Raw genomic sequence first — 16,046 nt, 5'->3', positions numbered from 1 at the left:
GTCAATGTCCAATTGGCATATTTGCCTGTTTTTGGCGGCGTCACATCATTCTGACAACAAAGTGAGGTCTTTAAGGACTTGGAAAGGCGAACACAATGAGGTTAGCTATCCCCATGATCAAGAGGTCCCTGATGCGGTTGCGTTATGTAAGTCTGTTCGCTGTCCTGACTGCCTGTACGACGGTCGCGCCGCAAGGACCGGTTCACACGCCGCCGACGCCCACGACGACATCGCCACCCGCCGCCGAATCATCGTCTTCGCCCACGGCGGCGGACGCGCCGGCGGTTACCGCGCCTTTGCCGGCCAACGCCACGTTCGACGACTGGAAACAGAGCTTTATCGCCAAGGCCGCTGCCAAGGGATTTGCTCCGGAATTTACCGCTCAGGTTCTGGCGGACGTCAAACCGCAAGCCGGTGTCACTTCGTCCGATTCTCAGCAACCGGAATTCTCCAAACCCGCCAGTTCCTATATGCGGACGGCGGTGTCAGCTTCGCGCGCCGCGGCGGCCCGCGCGCGTCTGGACGCTAACCCGAATGTCGCCGAAATTGTTGCCACTTCCGGCGTGCCGGCGGAACTCCTGGGCGGCATCTGGACGATGGAAAGCGATCTGGGCCGCGTCCAAGGCAATATAGATGTGGTTTCGGCGCTGGCCACGCTCGCCTATAACGGCCGCCGTCGCGACTGGGCTGAAAGCGAGCTTATCGCCTGTCTCAAGATCCTGCGTGATTCGGGTATAGGCCGCGAAACCCTGAAAGGGTCGTGGGCGGGCGCCATGGGGCAGACCCAGTTCCTGCCTGACAACTACCTGACCTTGGGTGCCGATGGCGACCACGACGGCAAGGTCGATATCTGGAATTCGGATTCCGATGCCCTGGCCTCGTCGGCCAACCTGCTCGCCAAGGCGGGCTGGAAGCCGGGCCAGGAATGGGCGGTTGAGGTGATACTGCCTGTCGGGTTCGACTATTACCTGGCCGAGACGGCCAAGAAAACGCCTGCCGAATGGGCAGAGTTGGGTGTCAAACGCGCCGATGGTGGATATTGGAAGCCGGCGGAAACGGGTGAACAGGCAACGATTCTGCTGCCGTCGGGGGCAAAAGGCCCTGCCTTCGTGGCGCTTCCCAACCACTATGTCATCCGCAAGTACAATAATTCCACGGCCTACGCCCTGGCTGTGGGCCTGATCGCCGACCTGATTGCCGGCCGTTCACCGCCGGTGACACCATGGCCGGTGGAACTGCCGCTCAGCCTCAATCAGCGCATCAAATCCCAGGAAGCGCTGAAGGCTGCCGGCTTCGACCCGGGAACGATAGATGGCGTGATCGGCGTCGGCACGCGTCAAGCCATCCGGGATTGGCAGCGTGCGAACCATATGACCGCTGATGGTTATCTCAGTTTCGACCTGGCCAATCAGTTCGTCGTCATGCGTGGCGGCACGGCCGAGGCACGGTAAGTAAATCCAGCAGCGTCGGTAAAATGGCCCGGATCCGGCGCAGATTAAACGCAGGATTAATGATTAACGCCGATAGTGGGCGCTCAAACGTGAGTCGCTGGGTGTTTCTCCAATATGTTTCAGATTATCGGTATTGTCTGTCTGTTCGGCATGGTGTTCGGCAGCTACATTATTTCTGGCGGCAATATGGCGCCGATCCTGGAAGCGCTTCCGCATGAATTGATGGCCATTGGTGGCGCCGCTGTCGGGGCCACTTTGATCTCAAACAGCATGACGACGCTTAAAGGTATGGGCAGCGGCATGGGGAAGGTGTTCGGCGGCACAAAATGGAAAGCCAATGACTATCGTGATCTGCTTTCGCTGCTGTTTCTTCTGACCAAAACCATGAAGTCTAAGGGCGTCATCGCCCTGGAAAGCCATATCGAAAAGCCGCACGAATCGTCGATTTTCAATCGCTTCCCGAAAATCGTGAAGGATCACTTCGCCACCGATTTTATCTGCGACACCCTGCGCATGATGACCATGAACCTCGAAGATCCGCATCAGGTCGAGGACGCCATGGAAAAGCAGCTGGAAAAGCATCACCACGAAGCCATGCATCCGCCACACGCCATGCAGGCCCTGTCCGACGCTTTGCCTGCCTTGGGGATCGTCGCGGCCGTTCTGGGCGTCGTCAAGACCATGGGCTCCATTACCGAGCCGCCGGAAATCCTCGGGGCCATGATCGGCGGCGCTCTGGTTGGTACCTTCCTGGGCATCCTCCTGTCCTATGGACTGGTCGGCCCCTTCGCCGCCCGCATGGGCGGTGTGATTGAGGAAGATGCGGCATTTTACAAAATCATTCAGGCCGTTCTGATTGCTCACCTGCATGGCAATGCGGCGCAGATTTCGGTGGAAATTGGCCGTGGCAATATCCCAACCACCCTGCAACCCAGCTTCCTCGAAATGGAAGAGGCACTCAACAATATTCCGGCGGAAGCGGCCTGACCCCTTTGGGGGCGATTCACGCCTCCCATCTCACGATCAGAAAGCAATATGTCTTTCGTTGACGCCCTCGCTGAGGGCATCACAGATCACATTTTTCATGTCAATTCGCCGTTAAGGATCGTTAAAATTGCCTTTTCGCGCAAAAAATACGCCTTTTTCGATGAAATTTACCATTTTGGTGGCATTGGCGATCACAGTTTTGTGAAAATAGCGCTTGCGGGACTCGGTCAAAATGAGTATGAAAATATTCGGGCCTAGGTATCAGTTCCTGGCGCTCTCACGTTAGACATAGGATCTGATCTATGACCTCCAAGATCGTACGTACCGCCCTGGTCGCCGCCGCTGCTGTGGCTGCCCTGTCGGTCGCCGCCTGCCAAAAGCCGGCTGCCACTGACGAAGCCGCTGGTGAATCCGCCATGGCCCCGGCTGAAGCCACTGTCAACTCGGCTGCTGCTGGCGATTCCGCCGCTGCGACCGACGCCGCTGTCGCTGCCTCTCCGGCTGCCGCCGAAGCTTCGGCTGCTGCCTCTCACTAATTCATGAATTTGACGGGGGTGCTTAGTCACTCTCGGCAATAGGTTCAGGAGCTGGTCCTGGGCCTCAACACTATCAATAAGGGAATTGATCCATGACCTCCAAGATCGTTCGTATCGCTCTGATCGCTGCCGTTGCCGGCGCCGCCCTGTCGGTTGCTGCTTGCACCCCGAAGCCCGCCACCGAAGAAGCCGCTTCGTCGGCCGCCGTTTCGGAAGCCGTCGTTGAATCGGCTGCTGCTTCGGAAGTTGCTTCGGAAGCCGCTTCTTCCTAATCTCTCGCCCATTGGGCATTGATTTAGAAAGAGGGTTGTCGCAAGACAGCCCTCTTTTTGTTTTTATACACCGGTCCCGTGACAAACGACGCAAATCCCGAACTGTACTTTGCCGAAGATGGCGCACCGAGGTCGGGTCGGTTTGGCGACATCTATTATTCCTTGCAGGATGGGTTGAGCGAAACACGTGCAGTCTTCCTGTCGGGCTGCGGCATGCCGGATCTGTGGCGGGGCAGGGCAGATGTCTCGCTTATGGAATTGGGCTTCGGTACCGGCCTGAATATCGCCGCCGTGATGCAGCTTTGGGCCCAGACGCGTGAACCCGGCGCGCATCTGCATATATTTTCCATCGAAGGCTTTATTATGAGCGCGCAGGAGGCCGGACAGGCCCTGCGCAACTGGCCCGAACTGGCCGAGATGAGTGAGGCGCTTCTGGCGCAATGGCCCAAAAGCCGGCGTGGCTTTCACTACATGGATTTTCCACAATGGGGCGTCAGTCTGACTCTCGGCCTAATGGATGTTCGTGCGGCGCTCACCGCGTGGCAAGGCATGGCCGATGCCGTTTTTCTTGACGGGTTTTCTCCGGCGCTGAACCCGGATATGTGGGCGGAGGATGTCCTCGCCCAGATTGCTGCCAAAACCAGAGCTGGGGCGCCGCTCGCTACCTTTACTGTCGCGGGCTTCGTGCGACGCGGACTCCAGGCGGCCGGATTTTCGGTCGAAAAGAAGCCGGGGTTCGGGCGCAAGCGCGAACGCCTGGAAGCCATACGGACCGGCGAGGTTGCGGTTCAGTCCGCCCGTCCACATAAAATTGCCGTCGTTGGCGCCGGTATTTCCGGCTGTGCCCTGGTGTATCAGGCCCGCCTTCTGGGGATCGATGTTGACCTGTTTGAGGCAGGCAATCCCGGCGCGGGCGCCTCCGGCAACCAAGGCGCGCTGGTTACGCCGCGTCTTGACGCCGGCGCCAATGCGATTTCCGATCTGTATGCCGATGCGTTTGCCTATGCGGGGGCGCTGTATCGGCGCCTGTGCCCGGAGGCGATACTTTCCGAAGGCGTACATCAGTATGAAGCCACGGATCGTGACGCTTCGCGATTTGCCCGGATCGTTATGCAGACGGGCTTTGCCGAAGGAGACCTGCGTCTGTTTTCGGCCGGTGAGGCAACCGATGTGCCGCCGTCGAGCGGCATTTATCTGGCGACGGCTCTATCGGTGCGGCCGCGCGTTGTGCTTGACGCCTTACTGGGCGGTCAGAAATCGATCCAGCTGCGTGTGACAGGCGTAACCCCATCGACCGTCCAAGGCGAAGGCCGCGATTTTACGGGATATGATGCGGTCATCCTGGCGTGCGGTGAGGGGATGCTTGATCTCGCGAGCGAAGGGGTACGACTTCAGCCGGTGCGAGGCCAGGTCGAATGCGTCGCCCTTGCGGAGGGACTGGCCGGAGCAATTAGCTGGGGCGGCTATGCGTTACCGCTGGCGGATGGCGTCTTGTTTGGTGCGACCCATGTTCGCGAGGACCGTGGATCTGATATCCGCGCCGAGGATCGCGCGCTGAATATCGCCAATCTCGCCAAGGTCATGCCCGCCGGTGCGGCTTCGGCGAAGCAACTGCCCTCACGGTCCCGCGCGTCGGTGCGGGTGACGACGCCGGATTATCTGCCCGTCGCCGGACAGGCCGAATCGGGCGTGTGGCTTTTGACGGGACTGGGTGCGCGCGGCTTCTGTCTGGCACCCTTGCTGGCCAAGACAGTGATGACGCAAATTTTGTGCGAAACCTCTGTCCTGCAACGCCAAGCGGATCGTCTGATCGATTGCCGCCGGTCAAGCGTATAAAAGCTGTTCATACGCCGTTCAGGTAGGCTGCGTACACTCTGCGACAGAGGTGCCATCATGACGAAATCCACCTACATTCTTCCCCTGGCGGCGCTCGGCCTCGGGGTCATTTTTGTGAGCGGTGTCATGGCCGTTTCGGCTGGAGCGATGTCGGCGGGCAGGCCAAATCCCGAAAGCCGTGTCAATCGCGACCCGCGCGCCTGTTTTGATCCGGCGCATGTGCGGAATTTCAATACAATCAGCGATCAAAAAATGATCATCGTTTCGGATTGGAACGAGGCATACGAACTTGAACTGGGTGGCGCCTGCATGGGCATAGATACCAGTGTGCGCATTGGTATTCGGTCTCGCGGCCTCGGCATGGCCGACGTTTGCGGCCCCATGGATGCCGAAATCTTCTATAGCGACTTGTCCGGCAATCGCGTGCAAAGCTGCACAGTGACGAGTGTCCGCCACCTGACCGGTGATGAAGCCGCTCCCTACGTAATGAAACGCAAGGCCGATCGCGCCAAGTAGCGCATCGCAGGAAGGAACAGAACTATGGCGAAAAAGATGTATCTGGCCGGCTTTATTGCCGGCGGACTTATAGCCGGGGCTGTGGCGGTTACGGCCTTGTCTGGTGCGGTGCCTGTGTTGGCACAGGATCGGGACGATTCGCGCACCGCCGTATCCAGACAGACCCCGAAATGTCTCGACGGCCAGAATACCGGCCGCTTCCACGTCGTTGATGAGAAAACGCTGCTGATCTACGACCGGTCGGGCAACCCCTACAAGGTGGGCGTAGGCGGCCCGTGCCGCAGTATGACCGATTTCGATCAGTTCGGTTTCGAATTCCGTGGCAATACCCAAATCTGCCGCGCGTACGATGCCATGCTTCTGCGGTCGCAGAACGGCGAACGCCCGCTTAAGTGCATTATCAACAGCGTACAGCCTATCAGCCGCGAAGAAGCGGAACATTTGGACCCGAGCAACTGATGACCCAAGTCAAACTTTTAACCGCCGGTATTTGCGCCTTGCTTGCCGCGGGCATAGCGCTCGCCGCCGGGCAATCCATGGCCAATGACGATCGAGCCGTGGCGGATGCCCGTACCCCGGCCAAGCCGGATAAGTGTATTTCGACGCCTGTCGATCAAACCATCGTTATTGACCGCAAGACCTTGCTTATGACCGATTACCGCGGCAATTCCGTGGTGTTGACCATGGCCGGAGACTGCATGTCGAAGAACGAGGCGATCGGCATCGAATATTACAGCAGTGGACGCGTGTGCCGTCCGGTCGATGTTACGATCACCGGCGACGTCACATCTGCCATTCCGACACGCTGTATCATCTCCAAGATTGAGCCGATTTCGCGTGAAGATGCCGAAGCCTTAAAGGGCCGTCGATAAGCAGATGACGCTTTCCGGCGCCAATGACGGAGCCGGAAAGCACAGGCTTTATCCCGGACCGGAGGAAGGGTCTCGATAAGTCCTGCCCTTGGCCCTATATCAGTCGTTGTCCATCTTGAGGGCAGCGATGAAGGCTTCTTGCGGAATTTCGACCTTGCCGAACTGCCGCATCTTTTTCTTGCCTTCCTTTTGCTTTTCTAGAAGCTTCTTTTTCCGGGTCGCGTCGCCACCGTAGCACTTGGCCGTCACGTCCTTGCGCAGGGCGCGCACGGTTTCGCGAGCGACGATACGGCCACCAATAGCCGCCTGAATCGGAATGACAAACAGATGTTGCGGGATCAGCTCGCGCATCTTTTCGCACATGCCACGGCCGCGTGTTTCGGCCCGGTCGCGGTGAACCAGCATCGACAACGCGTCCACCGGCTCGGAATTGACCAGGATGGACATCTTTACCAGGTCGCCTTCGCGATATTCTTCGATCGTATAGTCAAAGGACGCGTAGCCCTTGGAGACTGATTTCAGGCGGTCGTAGAAGTCGAAGACCACTTCGTTGAGCGGCAGGTAGTAAACGACCATGGCGCGGGCGCCGACATAGGACAGGTCGGCCTGGCTGCCGCGTCGGTCCTGGCACAGCTTTATGATCGCACCGAGATAATCGTCCGGACAGAAGATCGTCGCCTTGATCCACGGCTCTTCGATATGGTCGATCTTTACCGGATCGGGCATGTCGGCCGGGTTGTGCAGGTCGATGACATCGCCATTGTTCATGTAGATCTTGTAGACAACCGACGGCGCGGTCGCGATCAGGTCGAGATTGAATTCTCGCGACAGGCGCTCCTGGATGATTTCCAGATGCAGAAGCCCAAGGAAGCCGCAACGGAAGCCGAAGCCCAGGGCGGCAGACGTTTCCATTTCGAACGAAAAGCTGGCGTCATTGAGGCGCAACCGGCCCATGGCGGCGCGCAGATCTTCGAAATCGGCCGCATCGACCGGGAAGATGCCGCAGAAGACGACCGGCTGCACTTCCTTGAACCCGGTCATGGCGGCGGCGGTTGGCTTGCGTTCGTCAGTGATGGTGTCGCCTACAGCGGCGTCGGACACTTCCTTGATCTGGGCGGTGAAGAAGCCGATTTCGCCAGGCCCCAGGCTTTCTACGTCGGTGGCCTTGGGTTGGAAGACGCCCAGCTTGTCGATCTTGTATGTCGCGCCGGCGTTCATCAACTTGACCTGCTGGCCCGGGCGCATACGACCATTGAAAATGCGGACCAGAACGACAACGCCGAGATAGGGGTCGTACCACGCATCGACCAGCAAAGCCTTCAACGGCTCGTTTTCTTCACCCTTGGGGGCGGGCAGGCGCGTGACGATGGCTTCCAGAACGTCCTCGATACCCAGGCCAGACTTGGCCGAAGCCAGCACCGCGTCGGACGCGTCTATGCCGATAACGTCCTCGATCTGGGCGCGCACACGCTCGGGCTCGGCCGCGGGCAGGTCGATCTTATTGAGGACGGGGACGATTTCGTGGTTGTTGTCGATGGCTTGATAGACATTGGCCAAGGTCTGGGCTTCGACGCCCTGTGACGCATCGACGACCAGGATAGAGCCTTCACACGCCGCCAGGGAGCGCGAGACTTCGTAGGCAAAGTCGACGTGACCCGGCGTGTCCATAAGATTGAGCACGTAGGTTTCGCCGTCATGGGCCTTGTAGTTCAGGCGGACAGTCTGGGCCTTTATGGTGATGCCGCGTTCGCGCTCGATATCCATATTGTCGAGGACCTGCTCCTTCATCTCACGCGCGGTCAGGCCGCCGGTAAATTGGATGAGGCGGTCGGACAGGGTGGATTTGCCGTGGTCGATGTGGGCGACGATGGAGAAATTGCGGATCTTGGAAAGGTCTGTGCTCATGGGGCTGCGGATAGCATGATGCGCCGCAAGAAGAAAGAGGGCAGGGGGCAGGGGCAGGTCGCCCTCGATTAACCACATTCCAAAATTAGCGATTGCCAGACTCTCCTTATTGCCCCTTTATAGCCATCGGTAGCTTACTGCACGAAAAGCGTAATAAGGTGGGCTTATGAAATCGGCTGTTCTTTCGATATCACTTCTGTGCGGGCTGGCAGCGACAGGTGCCGGGGCTCAAGACGCCACGGCCTATGGCGGCGGCGTTAAATGCGCACCGACCAGTGAGCCGCAAATTGGCGACTCACATGTCTTTACTCGTGACGGCAGTGATCTTAGCGACGCGGGTGAATATCCTCGTCCTGCCAAGATCGCTTCCATCGAAGGTCAGGCGGCCGTCGATTGCCAGATTGGTCAGGACGGCTATCTGACGCGTTGCGTCGTTGCTTCAGAAAGCGAGCCTGGATACGGCCTCGGTCAAGGCTTGGCAGTTACGGTCCTGAAATGGGCCCAGACAGATACCGCGCGTCCGGGTCATCAAGCCGGAAACTGGCTGCGCTTCACGACCAACTGGAAACTCCCTCCCAGCCAAGTTGCTACGGCGGAAAACGCCCGCTAAGTTGGGTCGAGGTCGGCTCAATCCGTGAATAGCTTCACATCTACTGTGTCCGCCATCGCCTTGTAACCGGCTTCCGACGGGTGAATGTGGTCGCCGCTGTCATATACGGGCAGCAAGTGGTCCGGGTTTGCCGGATCACGCATCGCAGCGTCGAAATCAATGACCGCATCGAAACGGCCCGACTCACGGATCCAGCGATTGATCGCCTGGCGGTCGGCCTCACTGACCGGCTCCGGATGATAGAAGGACATGCCCATATAGGGCATGATGGTCCCGCCATATATTTTCAGGCCGTGGCTATGGGCGCGGTCGATCATCTGCACATAGGCCTGTTTGATCTGCTCAACCATTGCCGCATGGGCTTCCGGCGTGACGGGGCCTTCCTTGGTCAGCATGCCCAGATCATTGACGCCTTCAAGCACGATGACGTGACGCACACCGGGTTGGCTGAGCACATCGCGGTCAAAACGCGCCAAAGCATTAGCACCGTTGCCGTCCAACAGCAGGCGATTGCCGCCGATGCCCGCATTCAGTACGGTAAAAGGCTTATCTTTGAGACGTTGCGCCAGATAGTCGGGAAAACGGCGATTGCTGTTCGGTGTAATGCCATATCCGTCGGTGATCGAATCCCCGAACGTGATAATCCCTTTAATGCTCGCGGGGGCCATGACCTCAATGGCGGCGATGTGATACCAGTGATTGACCGGCGTCGCGTCTGCCAGGCTGGTCTCTGCCGCACGGTCGCCCGCTGCCACATAGGAGGTTGCCCGCGATCCCGGGTGGCCGGTTTGTATCTTCGGCGCCTGCGGCAGGTGGAAGGTTATGGCCAGGTTTGCCTGATCGGAAACACCAAGCGGTATCGGGTCGGATAAGACATCGGCACCGGCCGGAATAACGACGTCGCTGCGGCCATTGAAGGTGACGGCTCGGTCTGTTGAGGAATCTATGTCAGCGGAGGTAGGCGAAAGCGCACGGGCGAGGTGGATATTGTCAATCGCTAGTGGGTCCGCGCCCATGGCGTTCGACAGACGCAGGCGGAAAACGCTGCCGCCTTTGGTGATATGCACGATCTGACGCAGGGTGAGATTGCTGGATAGCTCTGGTGGCAATAGGCTGTCCGCACCCGCTTTCATCTGTGCCGAGTACCACGTTCCCACCCAGCCTGACGGCGTTTGCGCCCATACCGGCGTGGCACACATGAACACAATGGCGGTCATCAACGCCGCGCGGCGTGTGAAAGAAATCATGGTGGCGTCCCTGCATAATTTGTTAGCGCTAACAGCGCCGGGAATTTATGCGCCGGATTCTGCGGGGAGGCAAGATGCGAAAACACCTGTCTCCGGCTTGGATATCCTGATGTATCCGCCCGTAAAAAGACCCCGGCGCGGGTGAGAACGCCGGGGTTAAAGTTGGCCGTACGACTGAAATTAAGCGGCGGGCAGCAAAACCTTGTCCACAACGTGGATGACGCCGTTGGATTGCTGGACATCAGCGATGGTGATTTCCCCCTTGGCGCCGGTTTCGTCGGTTAGCCAGATCATACCGGCATCGTCCTTGGTGGCGGTCAGGACGCAGCCGCCCAGGGTTGTGATCTTGTAGGCGCCATTATTCTTGTCGATCCATGTCGATAAATCGCTCGCCGACACTTTTCCGGCCACGACATGGCAGGTCAGAATCTTTACCAGCGTCGCCTTGTTTTCCGGCTTTAGCAGGGTATCCAGCGTACCGGCCGGCAAGGCCGCGTGCGCTTCGTTCGTCGGTGCGAAAACGGTGAAGGGGCCAGGGCCTGACAAGGTGTCAACCAGACCGGCGGCCTTGATGGCGGCCACCAGGGTTGTATGGTCCTTGGAGTTCATGGCGTTTTGAATGATATTGCGGTTTGGGTACATTTCCGCGCCACCGACCATCGGATTGCCCGAAGTGGCCACGGTCGTTTTCTGGGAATAATGCATCTGGTGGGCGGGGTTCTGATCGGGCTGATGCAGGTTCGGATTTTGTGCGCTAGCGGTGCCGGCGGTCAGAGAGGCGGCGGCGATCAGGGCGAGAAGTGAAAAAGAGCGCATGTCGGTTCCTTTGTAAGCCACACCGTGTGCGGTGTGGACGTTTGCAAATAGGTACGCCCGCGCAAGCCAACCGGATCGCACCCTTATAACTTCTTTATTCAATCCCTTGCCGTCGCATCCGGTCGGCTTACTTTCGCTTACAGCTTGACTCCGGCGGGACGGAAACTAGCATCACCGGCAACGATTTCGTGGAGGCAACCTATGTTCAAGTCCGTTCTACTGGCTACGGCCGCTTTGGTGATCGCCCTGCCGGCGACCGCTAAACCCCCGGCGGCCAACGCCCCGGTCATAAGCGCGGCCCGCATTTCGCAAGACATAAAGGTAATCTCCGCTGACGATTTCGAAGGGCGCGGCATCACCACGCGGGCCGAGCAGAAGACGATCGACTATCTGTCCAAGAGCTTCGCCGCGGCTGGCTTTCAGCCCGGCGGCGATAACGGGACCTGGACACAGGACGTGCATCTGCGCCAATTCGTGGTGAGCGATCCCAAACTGGCCTTCAACCTGGCCGACGGCAAAACGGTGGATCTGCATCAGGGCGTTGAAATCACCGTCTCGACACGCGGTGCGACCAGCGATGTCACCTTCGACAAGGCGCCATTGGTCTTCGTCGGCTATGGTGTCAGCGCGCCGGAGCGTAACTGGAACGATTTCAAAGGCCCGGACGGCAAAGATATAGACGTCCGTGGCAAGATTCTGGTCGAATTGATCAACGATCCGGACTTCGTCGAACCGCAATTGATGACGTTTAACGGCAAGGCCATGACCTATTACGGGCGCTGGACCTACAAGTACGAAGAGGCGGCCCGCCGGGGCGCGGCCGGGGTGTTGATCATCCATGACGCCGATGCCGCCTCATACGGCTGGGATACGGTGCGCAATTCCAATAACGGGTCGAAGTTCGATATCGTCCGGCCTGATCCGTCGACGGCCAGCCCGAAGCTGGAATCATGGATTAGCCATGAAACGGCGGACGCCCTGTTCAAGGCGGCTGGTCAGGATCTGGCGGCCTTGCGTGTCAAGGCGCGGTCGCGGGACTTCCGCCCTGTGGATTTGAATGTCACGCTGAGCGGTAGCTACAAGGTCGCCGCCACCGAAATCACGACCCACAATATCATCGCTCGCCTGTCGGGTACCGAGCGCCCGGATGACACCATCCTCTATACGGGGCACTGGGATCACCTGGGTATCTGCGCGCCGGACGCCAAGGACAAGATCTGTAACGGTGCGGTGGACAATGGCACAGGCGTCGCTGCCCTGCTGGAAATCGCCCGCGCCTTCGGAAAAGCGCCGAAGCCCAAGCGCAGCATCGTCATGATCGCCTTCACCGCCGAAGAAAGCGGACTGCTGGGGTCGGAATATTATGCCAACAACCCGGTCTATCCCCTGGCCCTTACGGTTGCCGGCATCAATATGGACGCCCTAAATGTCAATGGCCGGACAAAAGACATTGTGGTCGAAGGCGTGGGGCAGTCGTCGCTCGATGATTTGGTCAAACTGTATGCGACGGAACAGCACCGCACCATAACGCCCGAACCGCGACCGGAAGCCGGCGGTTTCTTCCGCTCTGACCATTTCCCGCTGGTCAAGCGCGGCGTGCCCATGCTGGTTGCTGGGTCAGGTGACGACATGGTCAAGGGGGGCGTCAAGGCGGGCGAGGCCTTCAGCAAGGATTATACCGATAACCGATACCATCAGCCGGGCGACGAATGGTCGGCGAAATGGGATTTGTCGGGATTGGTGGAGGATGCCACTCTCTATTACCGCATTGGGTCTGCCTTGGCCAATTCGACGGTTTGGCCTACCTGGCGCGATACCTCCGAATTCAAGGGTGCGCGTGACAAGACGGCGGCTGAGCGCAAATGAGCCTGACGCTTCAACGGCTCTGCGAACTGGCGCTGGAATTGCCCGGCACCGAGGCCGCGGAGTCGTGGGGCGCGCCGAACGTCAAGGTCGGTAAGAAGGCGATGTTTTACTGGAATCCGAAATGGGATGCGCCGGTCTTCAAGATGGATTTCGAAACGCGCGACTTTTATCTCGAAGCGGACCCGGAGACGTTTTTTACCACCGATCACCATCGCAACTGGCCGTGCATTCTGGCGCATAAGGACCGAATCGATGAGGACTGGATACGCGGCAATCTGCGTCAGGTCTGGTTGAAACAGGCCCCCAAGTCGCTGTTGAAGGTCCACGAAGCCGATATCAGGTCGAGATGAAGCAGATGTCTGTGTTCAGTGGGGCTATTTCTTGTGGCAATGTCAGAAGAAGGCTCGCAAGCACAAAGAGCTGCGGCGCGAGCCAGAACGCCTTTCGCCGGCCAGACAGGGCGGTAAAGATAAATAGACCCCACAGGGCCGCGATAAGCCCCAAACGAATATAGACTGTAGGCAGGTCTCCGCAGGGTTGGGCTATGGGTGCGAATAAGAATGCGGCCAGGAGCAAATAGCTGGCGACGATGGCCACGGGCACGAAGGGGTTGCGGCGAACGGGGCGAGGCGGCATGGCCGCAGTCTACCTCGGTTTGCCTCCGCTTATTAAATAATATGGCGGGCTTGCGGCAATTTGAGCCCTATTGAGGACACACGGTCCTGCCATCGTTTAGTTTACTGGGGAATTGCCGCGTAAGAGGATGTTAGTAAATCCTTGATTAACCTTCTTGGCTATAGACCCCAATCGCACATTGAGGAGTGAACGCCATGGAGCGTCGTCAGTTTCTTTTGGCCGGTGTAGCCGCCACGGCAACGCCGCTGATCGCCGGTTTGGCGCCGCGCATCGCCGCCGCCCAGGACTATCCGACTGAAAAAGGCCAGCCGGCCCAGAAGACCGAATATCGCTACTATACCCGCGATGAAATCCTGTCCGCCGGATCTGATTTCCTGGGTGTCACTGTCGAAGCCCTTGGCGGGGCTTTGGAAAAAATCTTCTCTGATTACGGTGACCATCCGACGGCCTATATCGCCGGTACCGAGGCATCGGGCGCTGTCGGCATCGGTGTGCGGTATGGCAAGGGCAACCTGTTCATGAAGGACGTCGCGGAGCCGACGCACATGTTCTGGCAGGGGCCGTCGATTGGTTTCGATACGGGCGCCAATGCCTCGCGCGTCTTTACGCTGGTCTACAATCTGCGTGAGCCGGTCTTCATGTATCGCCGATTCCCCGGTGTCGAAGGGTCTGCCTATTTCATTGGCGGCCTGGGCATTACCTACCAGCGGGCAGAAGGCATCGTCCTGGCGCCGATTCGCGCCGGTGTCGGTTTCCGCCTGGGTGCCAATGTTGGCTATATGAGCTTCTCGAAAAAGCGTCGCGTGATTCCGCTTTAAGCGGACACCCGGCGGCCTTCCTGCGCGCTGATAAAGCCCAGTTCAAGCAGCTTCATGACTTTCAACGCGTCCTCTCCGGTTACCGGATTGGGCGCGTTGTCTTTTAGCGCCGCCGCAATGCCTTCGTAGTAGGCGAGATAATTGCCGGGGCACGGGACAATCGTCTCGGGTGTGCCGGGCAACTGATCGACGACCGGCGTAAAAATGCCGGTGATGGGGTCGGCGCCCCACCCGGCGTCGCCCGGCGTGCGTCCGGCCTTCAACATGTCTTCCTGAGCGTCCATGCCAAATTTGACGAAGGCGCCAGCTGACCCTTGTGCTTCTACGGTCGGTCCGGGGATAGTCGTCATCATCGACGCGTGGAGGATGACGCGTAAGGGGCCGTAGCCCAGGACGGCATGAAAATAATCGGTGGTGGTAGCGCCTGGTCTCTGGTTGGCTAGGTCGACGCTGATCCATTCCGGCCAGCCAAACAAGGTCAGCGCCTGATCGAGCAGATGGGAGCCGAGGTCGTACCAGATTCCGGAGCCGGGGCCTGCACGTTCCCGCCAGCGGTCGCGGACCACAGGGCGCAGGCGGTCGTAACGCAGTACGAACTGGTACAGATCGCCGAGGCGTGGCCGCAGCGCCTGAAAGGTCAGGTGATTGCTGTCCCAGCGACGGCAGTGGAAGACCGAGACCATTCGGCCGACACGTGCCGCGTGGGTCAGTACCGATTCGCCCTCCGCTACGCTGAGCGCGAAGGGCTTGTCGATGACGACGTGTTTTCCGGCCTCCAGGGCCTCATGGGCCTGAGACGCGTGAATGTCGTTCGGCGTGGCGATGACGACCAACTCAATCGACGGATCGGCGAGAGCGTCGCCCAGGTCCGGCGCCACCGTGACGCCCGGCAGGTCGGCACGCACCTCATCCGGCCGAGAAGACACGACTGTGGCCAGCTCAAGCCCTTTTGCCGCCCGGATCAGCGGCGCATGGATGGTCTTGCCGGCGTAGCCGTACCCGACCAGAGCGGTTTTGATATCAGCCATAGTTGAAGCTCACGGAAATACGCACATCGTCGCTGAGATTGATCGGGACCTCGTGACGCAGCCAGCTTTCCCACAAAAGAACGGTCCCCGCCTGCGGCGTGACATTGACGAAGCTCTGGTGCTCTGCCTTGCCTGACGCCTTACGCAAAGGGGCGTGCATCATGAATGCCAGTCGCGGGTCTTCCAGGCGCAGGGCGCTGGCGCCTTCGGGAATGGAAACGTAGAAGGTGCCCGATATGACGCTGTGCGGATGGATGTGGCTCGAATGGTGCCCCATGGGCTCAAGGATGTTGATCCACATCGAATCGAGTTTCAGCTTCTTGCCGTGCAGGTCGAAATCGAGCGCGTCAGCAAAGGTGGCGACATGGCCATCCAATACGGCTTTCAACTCGGCGAACACGCTGGCCCGCGCCGGCAGGTCGTTCAGCGAGGCATAGGAGGTGTAGCCGAGATAGCCTTTTTGCTGGGACCAGGTTTGACCGGCTTCGTCTTCGTCGGCAATGGCGCGACAGGTGTCGTCGAGATCTTCGAGCAGGGCGTCGATTTTGCCGTGGCCCGCCAGATCAGCGCGATACAGATTGGTGACAAAAAGCGGGGTGACGGAGCCGGGAGTTTTCATGCGCCTGTCCTAATCCCGTGAGGCGGGCAGG

At 59.1% G+C, this 16,046-nt stretch carries 18 protein-coding genes; 13 read left to right on the top strand and 5 right to left on the bottom strand.

Annotated features, from left to right (window positions below):
* Nucleotides 1-131 precede the first annotated feature (131 nt).
* The 9 genes from RCJ00_RS02440 (at nt 132) to RCJ00_RS02400 (ending at nt 6,470) form a co-directional block, all read left to right on the top strand.
* Entirely contained in the window at nt 132-1,451 is a 1,320-nt protein-coding gene (locus RCJ00_RS02440) for a lytic murein transglycosylase (RefSeq protein ID WP_316220031.1), read from the top strand.
* 114 nt (nt 1,452-1,565) lie between these two features.
* Complete coding sequence (motA, locus tag RCJ00_RS02435) at nt 1,566-2,438, top strand: flagellar motor stator protein MotA (protein WP_316220030.1); 873 nt, start codon at nt 1,566-1,568, stop codon at nt 2,436-2,438.
* A 48-nt stretch (nt 2,439-2,486) separates the two neighbouring features.
* Nucleotides 2,487-2,696 (top strand): hypothetical protein, encoded by a 210-nt coding sequence (locus RCJ00_RS02430; RefSeq protein WP_316220029.1) that lies wholly within the window; start codon nt 2,487-2,489, stop codon nt 2,694-2,696.
* 44 nt (nt 2,697-2,740) lie between these two features.
* Nucleotides 2,741-2,974, top strand: a complete 234-nt coding sequence (locus tag RCJ00_RS02425; RefSeq protein ID WP_316220028.1) for a hypothetical protein — start codon at nt 2,741-2,743, stop codon at nt 2,972-2,974.
* A 92-nt stretch (nt 2,975-3,066) separates the two neighbouring features.
* A complete protein-coding gene (locus RCJ00_RS02420; protein WP_316220026.1) occupies nt 3,067-3,246 on the top strand; it encodes a hypothetical protein in 180 nt (59 codons plus the stop codon).
* 78 nt (nt 3,247-3,324) lie between these two features.
* Nucleotides 3,325-5,082: a tRNA (5-methylaminomethyl-2-thiouridine)(34)-methyltransferase MnmC2 gene (mnmC2, locus tag RCJ00_RS02415; RefSeq protein WP_316220025.1), complete on the top strand. Its 1,758-nt coding sequence runs from the start codon at nt 3,325-3,327 to the stop codon at nt 5,080-5,082.
* A 57-nt stretch (nt 5,083-5,139) separates the two neighbouring features.
* Nucleotides 5,140-5,598 (top strand): DUF6491 family protein, encoded by a 459-nt coding sequence (locus RCJ00_RS02410; RefSeq protein WP_316220023.1) that lies wholly within the window; start codon nt 5,140-5,142, stop codon nt 5,596-5,598.
* A 24-nt stretch (nt 5,599-5,622) separates the two neighbouring features.
* The gene (locus RCJ00_RS02405; RefSeq protein WP_316220022.1) at nt 5,623-6,057 is read left to right on the top strand and encodes a DUF6491 family protein; all 435 of its coding nucleotides are present in this window, start codon (nt 5,623-5,625) and stop codon (nt 6,055-6,057) included.
* The gene (locus RCJ00_RS02400; RefSeq protein ID WP_316220020.1) at nt 6,057-6,470 is read left to right on the top strand and encodes a DUF6491 family protein; all 414 of its coding nucleotides are present in this window, start codon (nt 6,057-6,059) and stop codon (nt 6,468-6,470) included. Before RCJ00_RS02405 ends, RCJ00_RS02400 begins: the two co-directional genes overlap by 1 nt.
* Nucleotides 6,471-6,569: 99 nt before the next feature.
* Here RCJ00_RS02400 and lepA read toward each other — a convergent pair whose 3' ends face one another.
* Nucleotides 6,570-8,375: a translation elongation factor 4 gene (gene lepA / locus RCJ00_RS02395; protein WP_316220019.1), complete on the bottom strand. Its 1,806-nt coding sequence runs from the start codon at nt 8,373-8,375 to the stop codon at nt 6,570-6,572.
* 166 nt (nt 8,376-8,541) lie between these two features.
* On the opposite strand from lepA, the gene RCJ00_RS02390 reads away from it, so the two are divergent.
* A complete protein-coding gene (locus RCJ00_RS02390; RefSeq protein WP_316220018.1) occupies nt 8,542-8,985 on the top strand; it encodes a TonB family protein in 444 nt (147 codons plus the stop codon).
* 17 nt (nt 8,986-9,002) lie between these two features.
* On the opposite strand, the gene RCJ00_RS02385 is transcribed toward RCJ00_RS02390, so the two are convergent.
* Both RCJ00_RS02385 and RCJ00_RS02380 read right to left on the bottom strand, forming a co-directional pair.
* Nucleotides 9,003-10,232, bottom strand: coding sequence for an SGNH/GDSL hydrolase family protein (locus tag RCJ00_RS02385; RefSeq protein ID WP_316220017.1), 1,230 nt, complete (start codon nt 10,230-10,232; stop codon nt 9,003-9,005).
* A gap of 180 nt (nt 10,233-10,412) precedes the next feature.
* Nucleotides 10,413-11,048 carry a fasciclin domain-containing protein gene (locus RCJ00_RS02380; RefSeq protein WP_316220016.1) on the bottom strand — a complete coding sequence of 212 codons (636 nt, stop codon included), beginning with the start codon at nt 11,046-11,048 and terminating at the stop codon, nt 10,413-10,415.
* A gap of 201 nt (nt 11,049-11,249) precedes the next feature.
* Here RCJ00_RS02380 and RCJ00_RS02375 point away from each other — a divergent pair, with 201 nt between their 5' ends.
* From RCJ00_RS02375 to RCJ00_RS02365, 3 genes are all read left to right on the top strand, one after another.
* Nucleotides 11,250-12,914: a M28 family metallopeptidase gene (locus RCJ00_RS02375; RefSeq protein WP_316220015.1), complete on the top strand. Its 1,665-nt coding sequence runs from the start codon at nt 11,250-11,252 to the stop codon at nt 12,912-12,914.
* A complete protein-coding gene (locus RCJ00_RS02370) occupies nt 12,911-13,264 on the top strand; it encodes an MmcQ/YjbR family DNA-binding protein (RefSeq protein WP_316220013.1) in 354 nt (117 codons plus the stop codon). Before RCJ00_RS02375 ends, RCJ00_RS02370 begins: the two co-directional genes overlap by 4 nt.
* 480 nt (nt 13,265-13,744) lie before the next feature.
* A complete protein-coding gene (locus RCJ00_RS02365; protein WP_316220012.1) occupies nt 13,745-14,368 on the top strand; it encodes a DUF1134 domain-containing protein in 624 nt (207 codons plus the stop codon).
* Here the strand turns inward: RCJ00_RS02365 and RCJ00_RS02360 are convergent.
* Both RCJ00_RS02360 and RCJ00_RS02355 read right to left on the bottom strand, forming a co-directional pair.
* The gene (locus RCJ00_RS02360) at nt 14,365-15,396 is read right to left on the bottom strand and encodes an oxidoreductase (protein ID WP_316220010.1); all 1,032 of its coding nucleotides are present in this window, start codon (nt 15,394-15,396) and stop codon (nt 14,365-14,367) included. The two genes, RCJ00_RS02365 and RCJ00_RS02360, sit on opposite strands and share 4 nt — an antisense overlap.
* Nucleotides 15,389-16,015, bottom strand: a complete 627-nt coding sequence (locus tag RCJ00_RS02355) for a TIGR02466 family protein (protein ID WP_316220008.1) — start codon at nt 16,013-16,015, stop codon at nt 15,389-15,391. Before RCJ00_RS02355 ends, RCJ00_RS02360 begins: the two co-directional genes overlap by 8 nt.
* Nucleotides 16,016-16,046 lie beyond the last annotated feature (31 nt).

Origin of the sequence: Asticcacaulis aquihabitans, from assembly GCF_032490435.1 — a bacterium.
Lineage (GTDB): Bacteria > Pseudomonadota > Alphaproteobacteria > Caulobacterales > Caulobacteraceae > Asticcacaulis.
Note: the sequence above shows the minus strand (reverse complement) of the source record. Positions and strands in the feature narration are given on the sequence as shown.

What these genes read in the sequence shown, in the direction of transcription:
- RCJ00_RS02430 (WP_316220029.1), top strand. Translation starts at nt 2,487, where the DNA reads ATGTCTTTCGTTGACGCCCTCGCTGAGGGCATCACAGATCACATTTTT.
- motA (WP_316220030.1), top strand. Translation starts at nt 1,566, where the DNA reads ATGTTTCAGATTATCGGTATTGTCTGTCTGTTCGGCATGGTGTTCGGC.
- lepA (WP_316220019.1), bottom strand. Translation starts at nt 8,375, where the DNA reads ATGAGCACAGACCTTTCCAAGATCCGCAATTTCTCCATCGTCGCCCAC.
- RCJ00_RS02365 (WP_316220012.1), top strand. Translation starts at nt 13,745, where the DNA reads ATGGAGCGTCGTCAGTTTCTTTTGGCCGGTGTAGCCGCCACGGCAACG.
- RCJ00_RS02370 (WP_316220013.1), top strand. Translation starts at nt 12,911, where the DNA reads ATGAGCCTGACGCTTCAACGGCTCTGCGAACTGGCGCTGGAATTGCCC.
- RCJ00_RS02360 (WP_316220010.1), bottom strand. Translation starts at nt 15,396, where the DNA reads ATGGCTGATATCAAAACCGCTCTGGTCGGGTACGGCTACGCCGGCAAG.
- RCJ00_RS02400 (WP_316220020.1), top strand. Translation starts at nt 6,057, where the DNA reads ATGACCCAAGTCAAACTTTTAACCGCCGGTATTTGCGCCTTGCTTGCC.
- RCJ00_RS02385 (WP_316220017.1), bottom strand. Translation starts at nt 10,232, where the DNA reads ATGATTTCTTTCACACGCCGCGCGGCGTTGATGACCGCCATTGTGTTC.
- RCJ00_RS02355 (WP_316220008.1), bottom strand. Translation starts at nt 16,015, where the DNA reads ATGAAAACTCCCGGCTCCGTCACCCCGCTTTTTGTCACCAATCTGTAT.
- RCJ00_RS02380 (WP_316220016.1), bottom strand. Translation starts at nt 11,048, where the DNA reads ATGCGCTCTTTTTCACTTCTCGCCCTGATCGCCGCCGCCTCTCTGACC.
- RCJ00_RS02410 (WP_316220023.1), top strand. Translation starts at nt 5,140, where the DNA reads ATGACGAAATCCACCTACATTCTTCCCCTGGCGGCGCTCGGCCTCGGG.
- RCJ00_RS02420 (WP_316220026.1), top strand. Translation starts at nt 3,067, where the DNA reads ATGACCTCCAAGATCGTTCGTATCGCTCTGATCGCTGCCGTTGCCGGC.
- RCJ00_RS02425 (WP_316220028.1), top strand. Translation starts at nt 2,741, where the DNA reads ATGACCTCCAAGATCGTACGTACCGCCCTGGTCGCCGCCGCTGCTGTG.
- RCJ00_RS02375 (WP_316220015.1), top strand. Translation starts at nt 11,250, where the DNA reads ATGTTCAAGTCCGTTCTACTGGCTACGGCCGCTTTGGTGATCGCCCTG.
- RCJ00_RS02440 (WP_316220031.1), top strand. Translation starts at nt 132, where the DNA reads ATGCGGTTGCGTTATGTAAGTCTGTTCGCTGTCCTGACTGCCTGTACG.
- RCJ00_RS02390 (WP_316220018.1), top strand. Translation starts at nt 8,542, where the DNA reads ATGAAATCGGCTGTTCTTTCGATATCACTTCTGTGCGGGCTGGCAGCG.
- RCJ00_RS02405 (WP_316220022.1), top strand. Translation starts at nt 5,623, where the DNA reads ATGGCGAAAAAGATGTATCTGGCCGGCTTTATTGCCGGCGGACTTATA.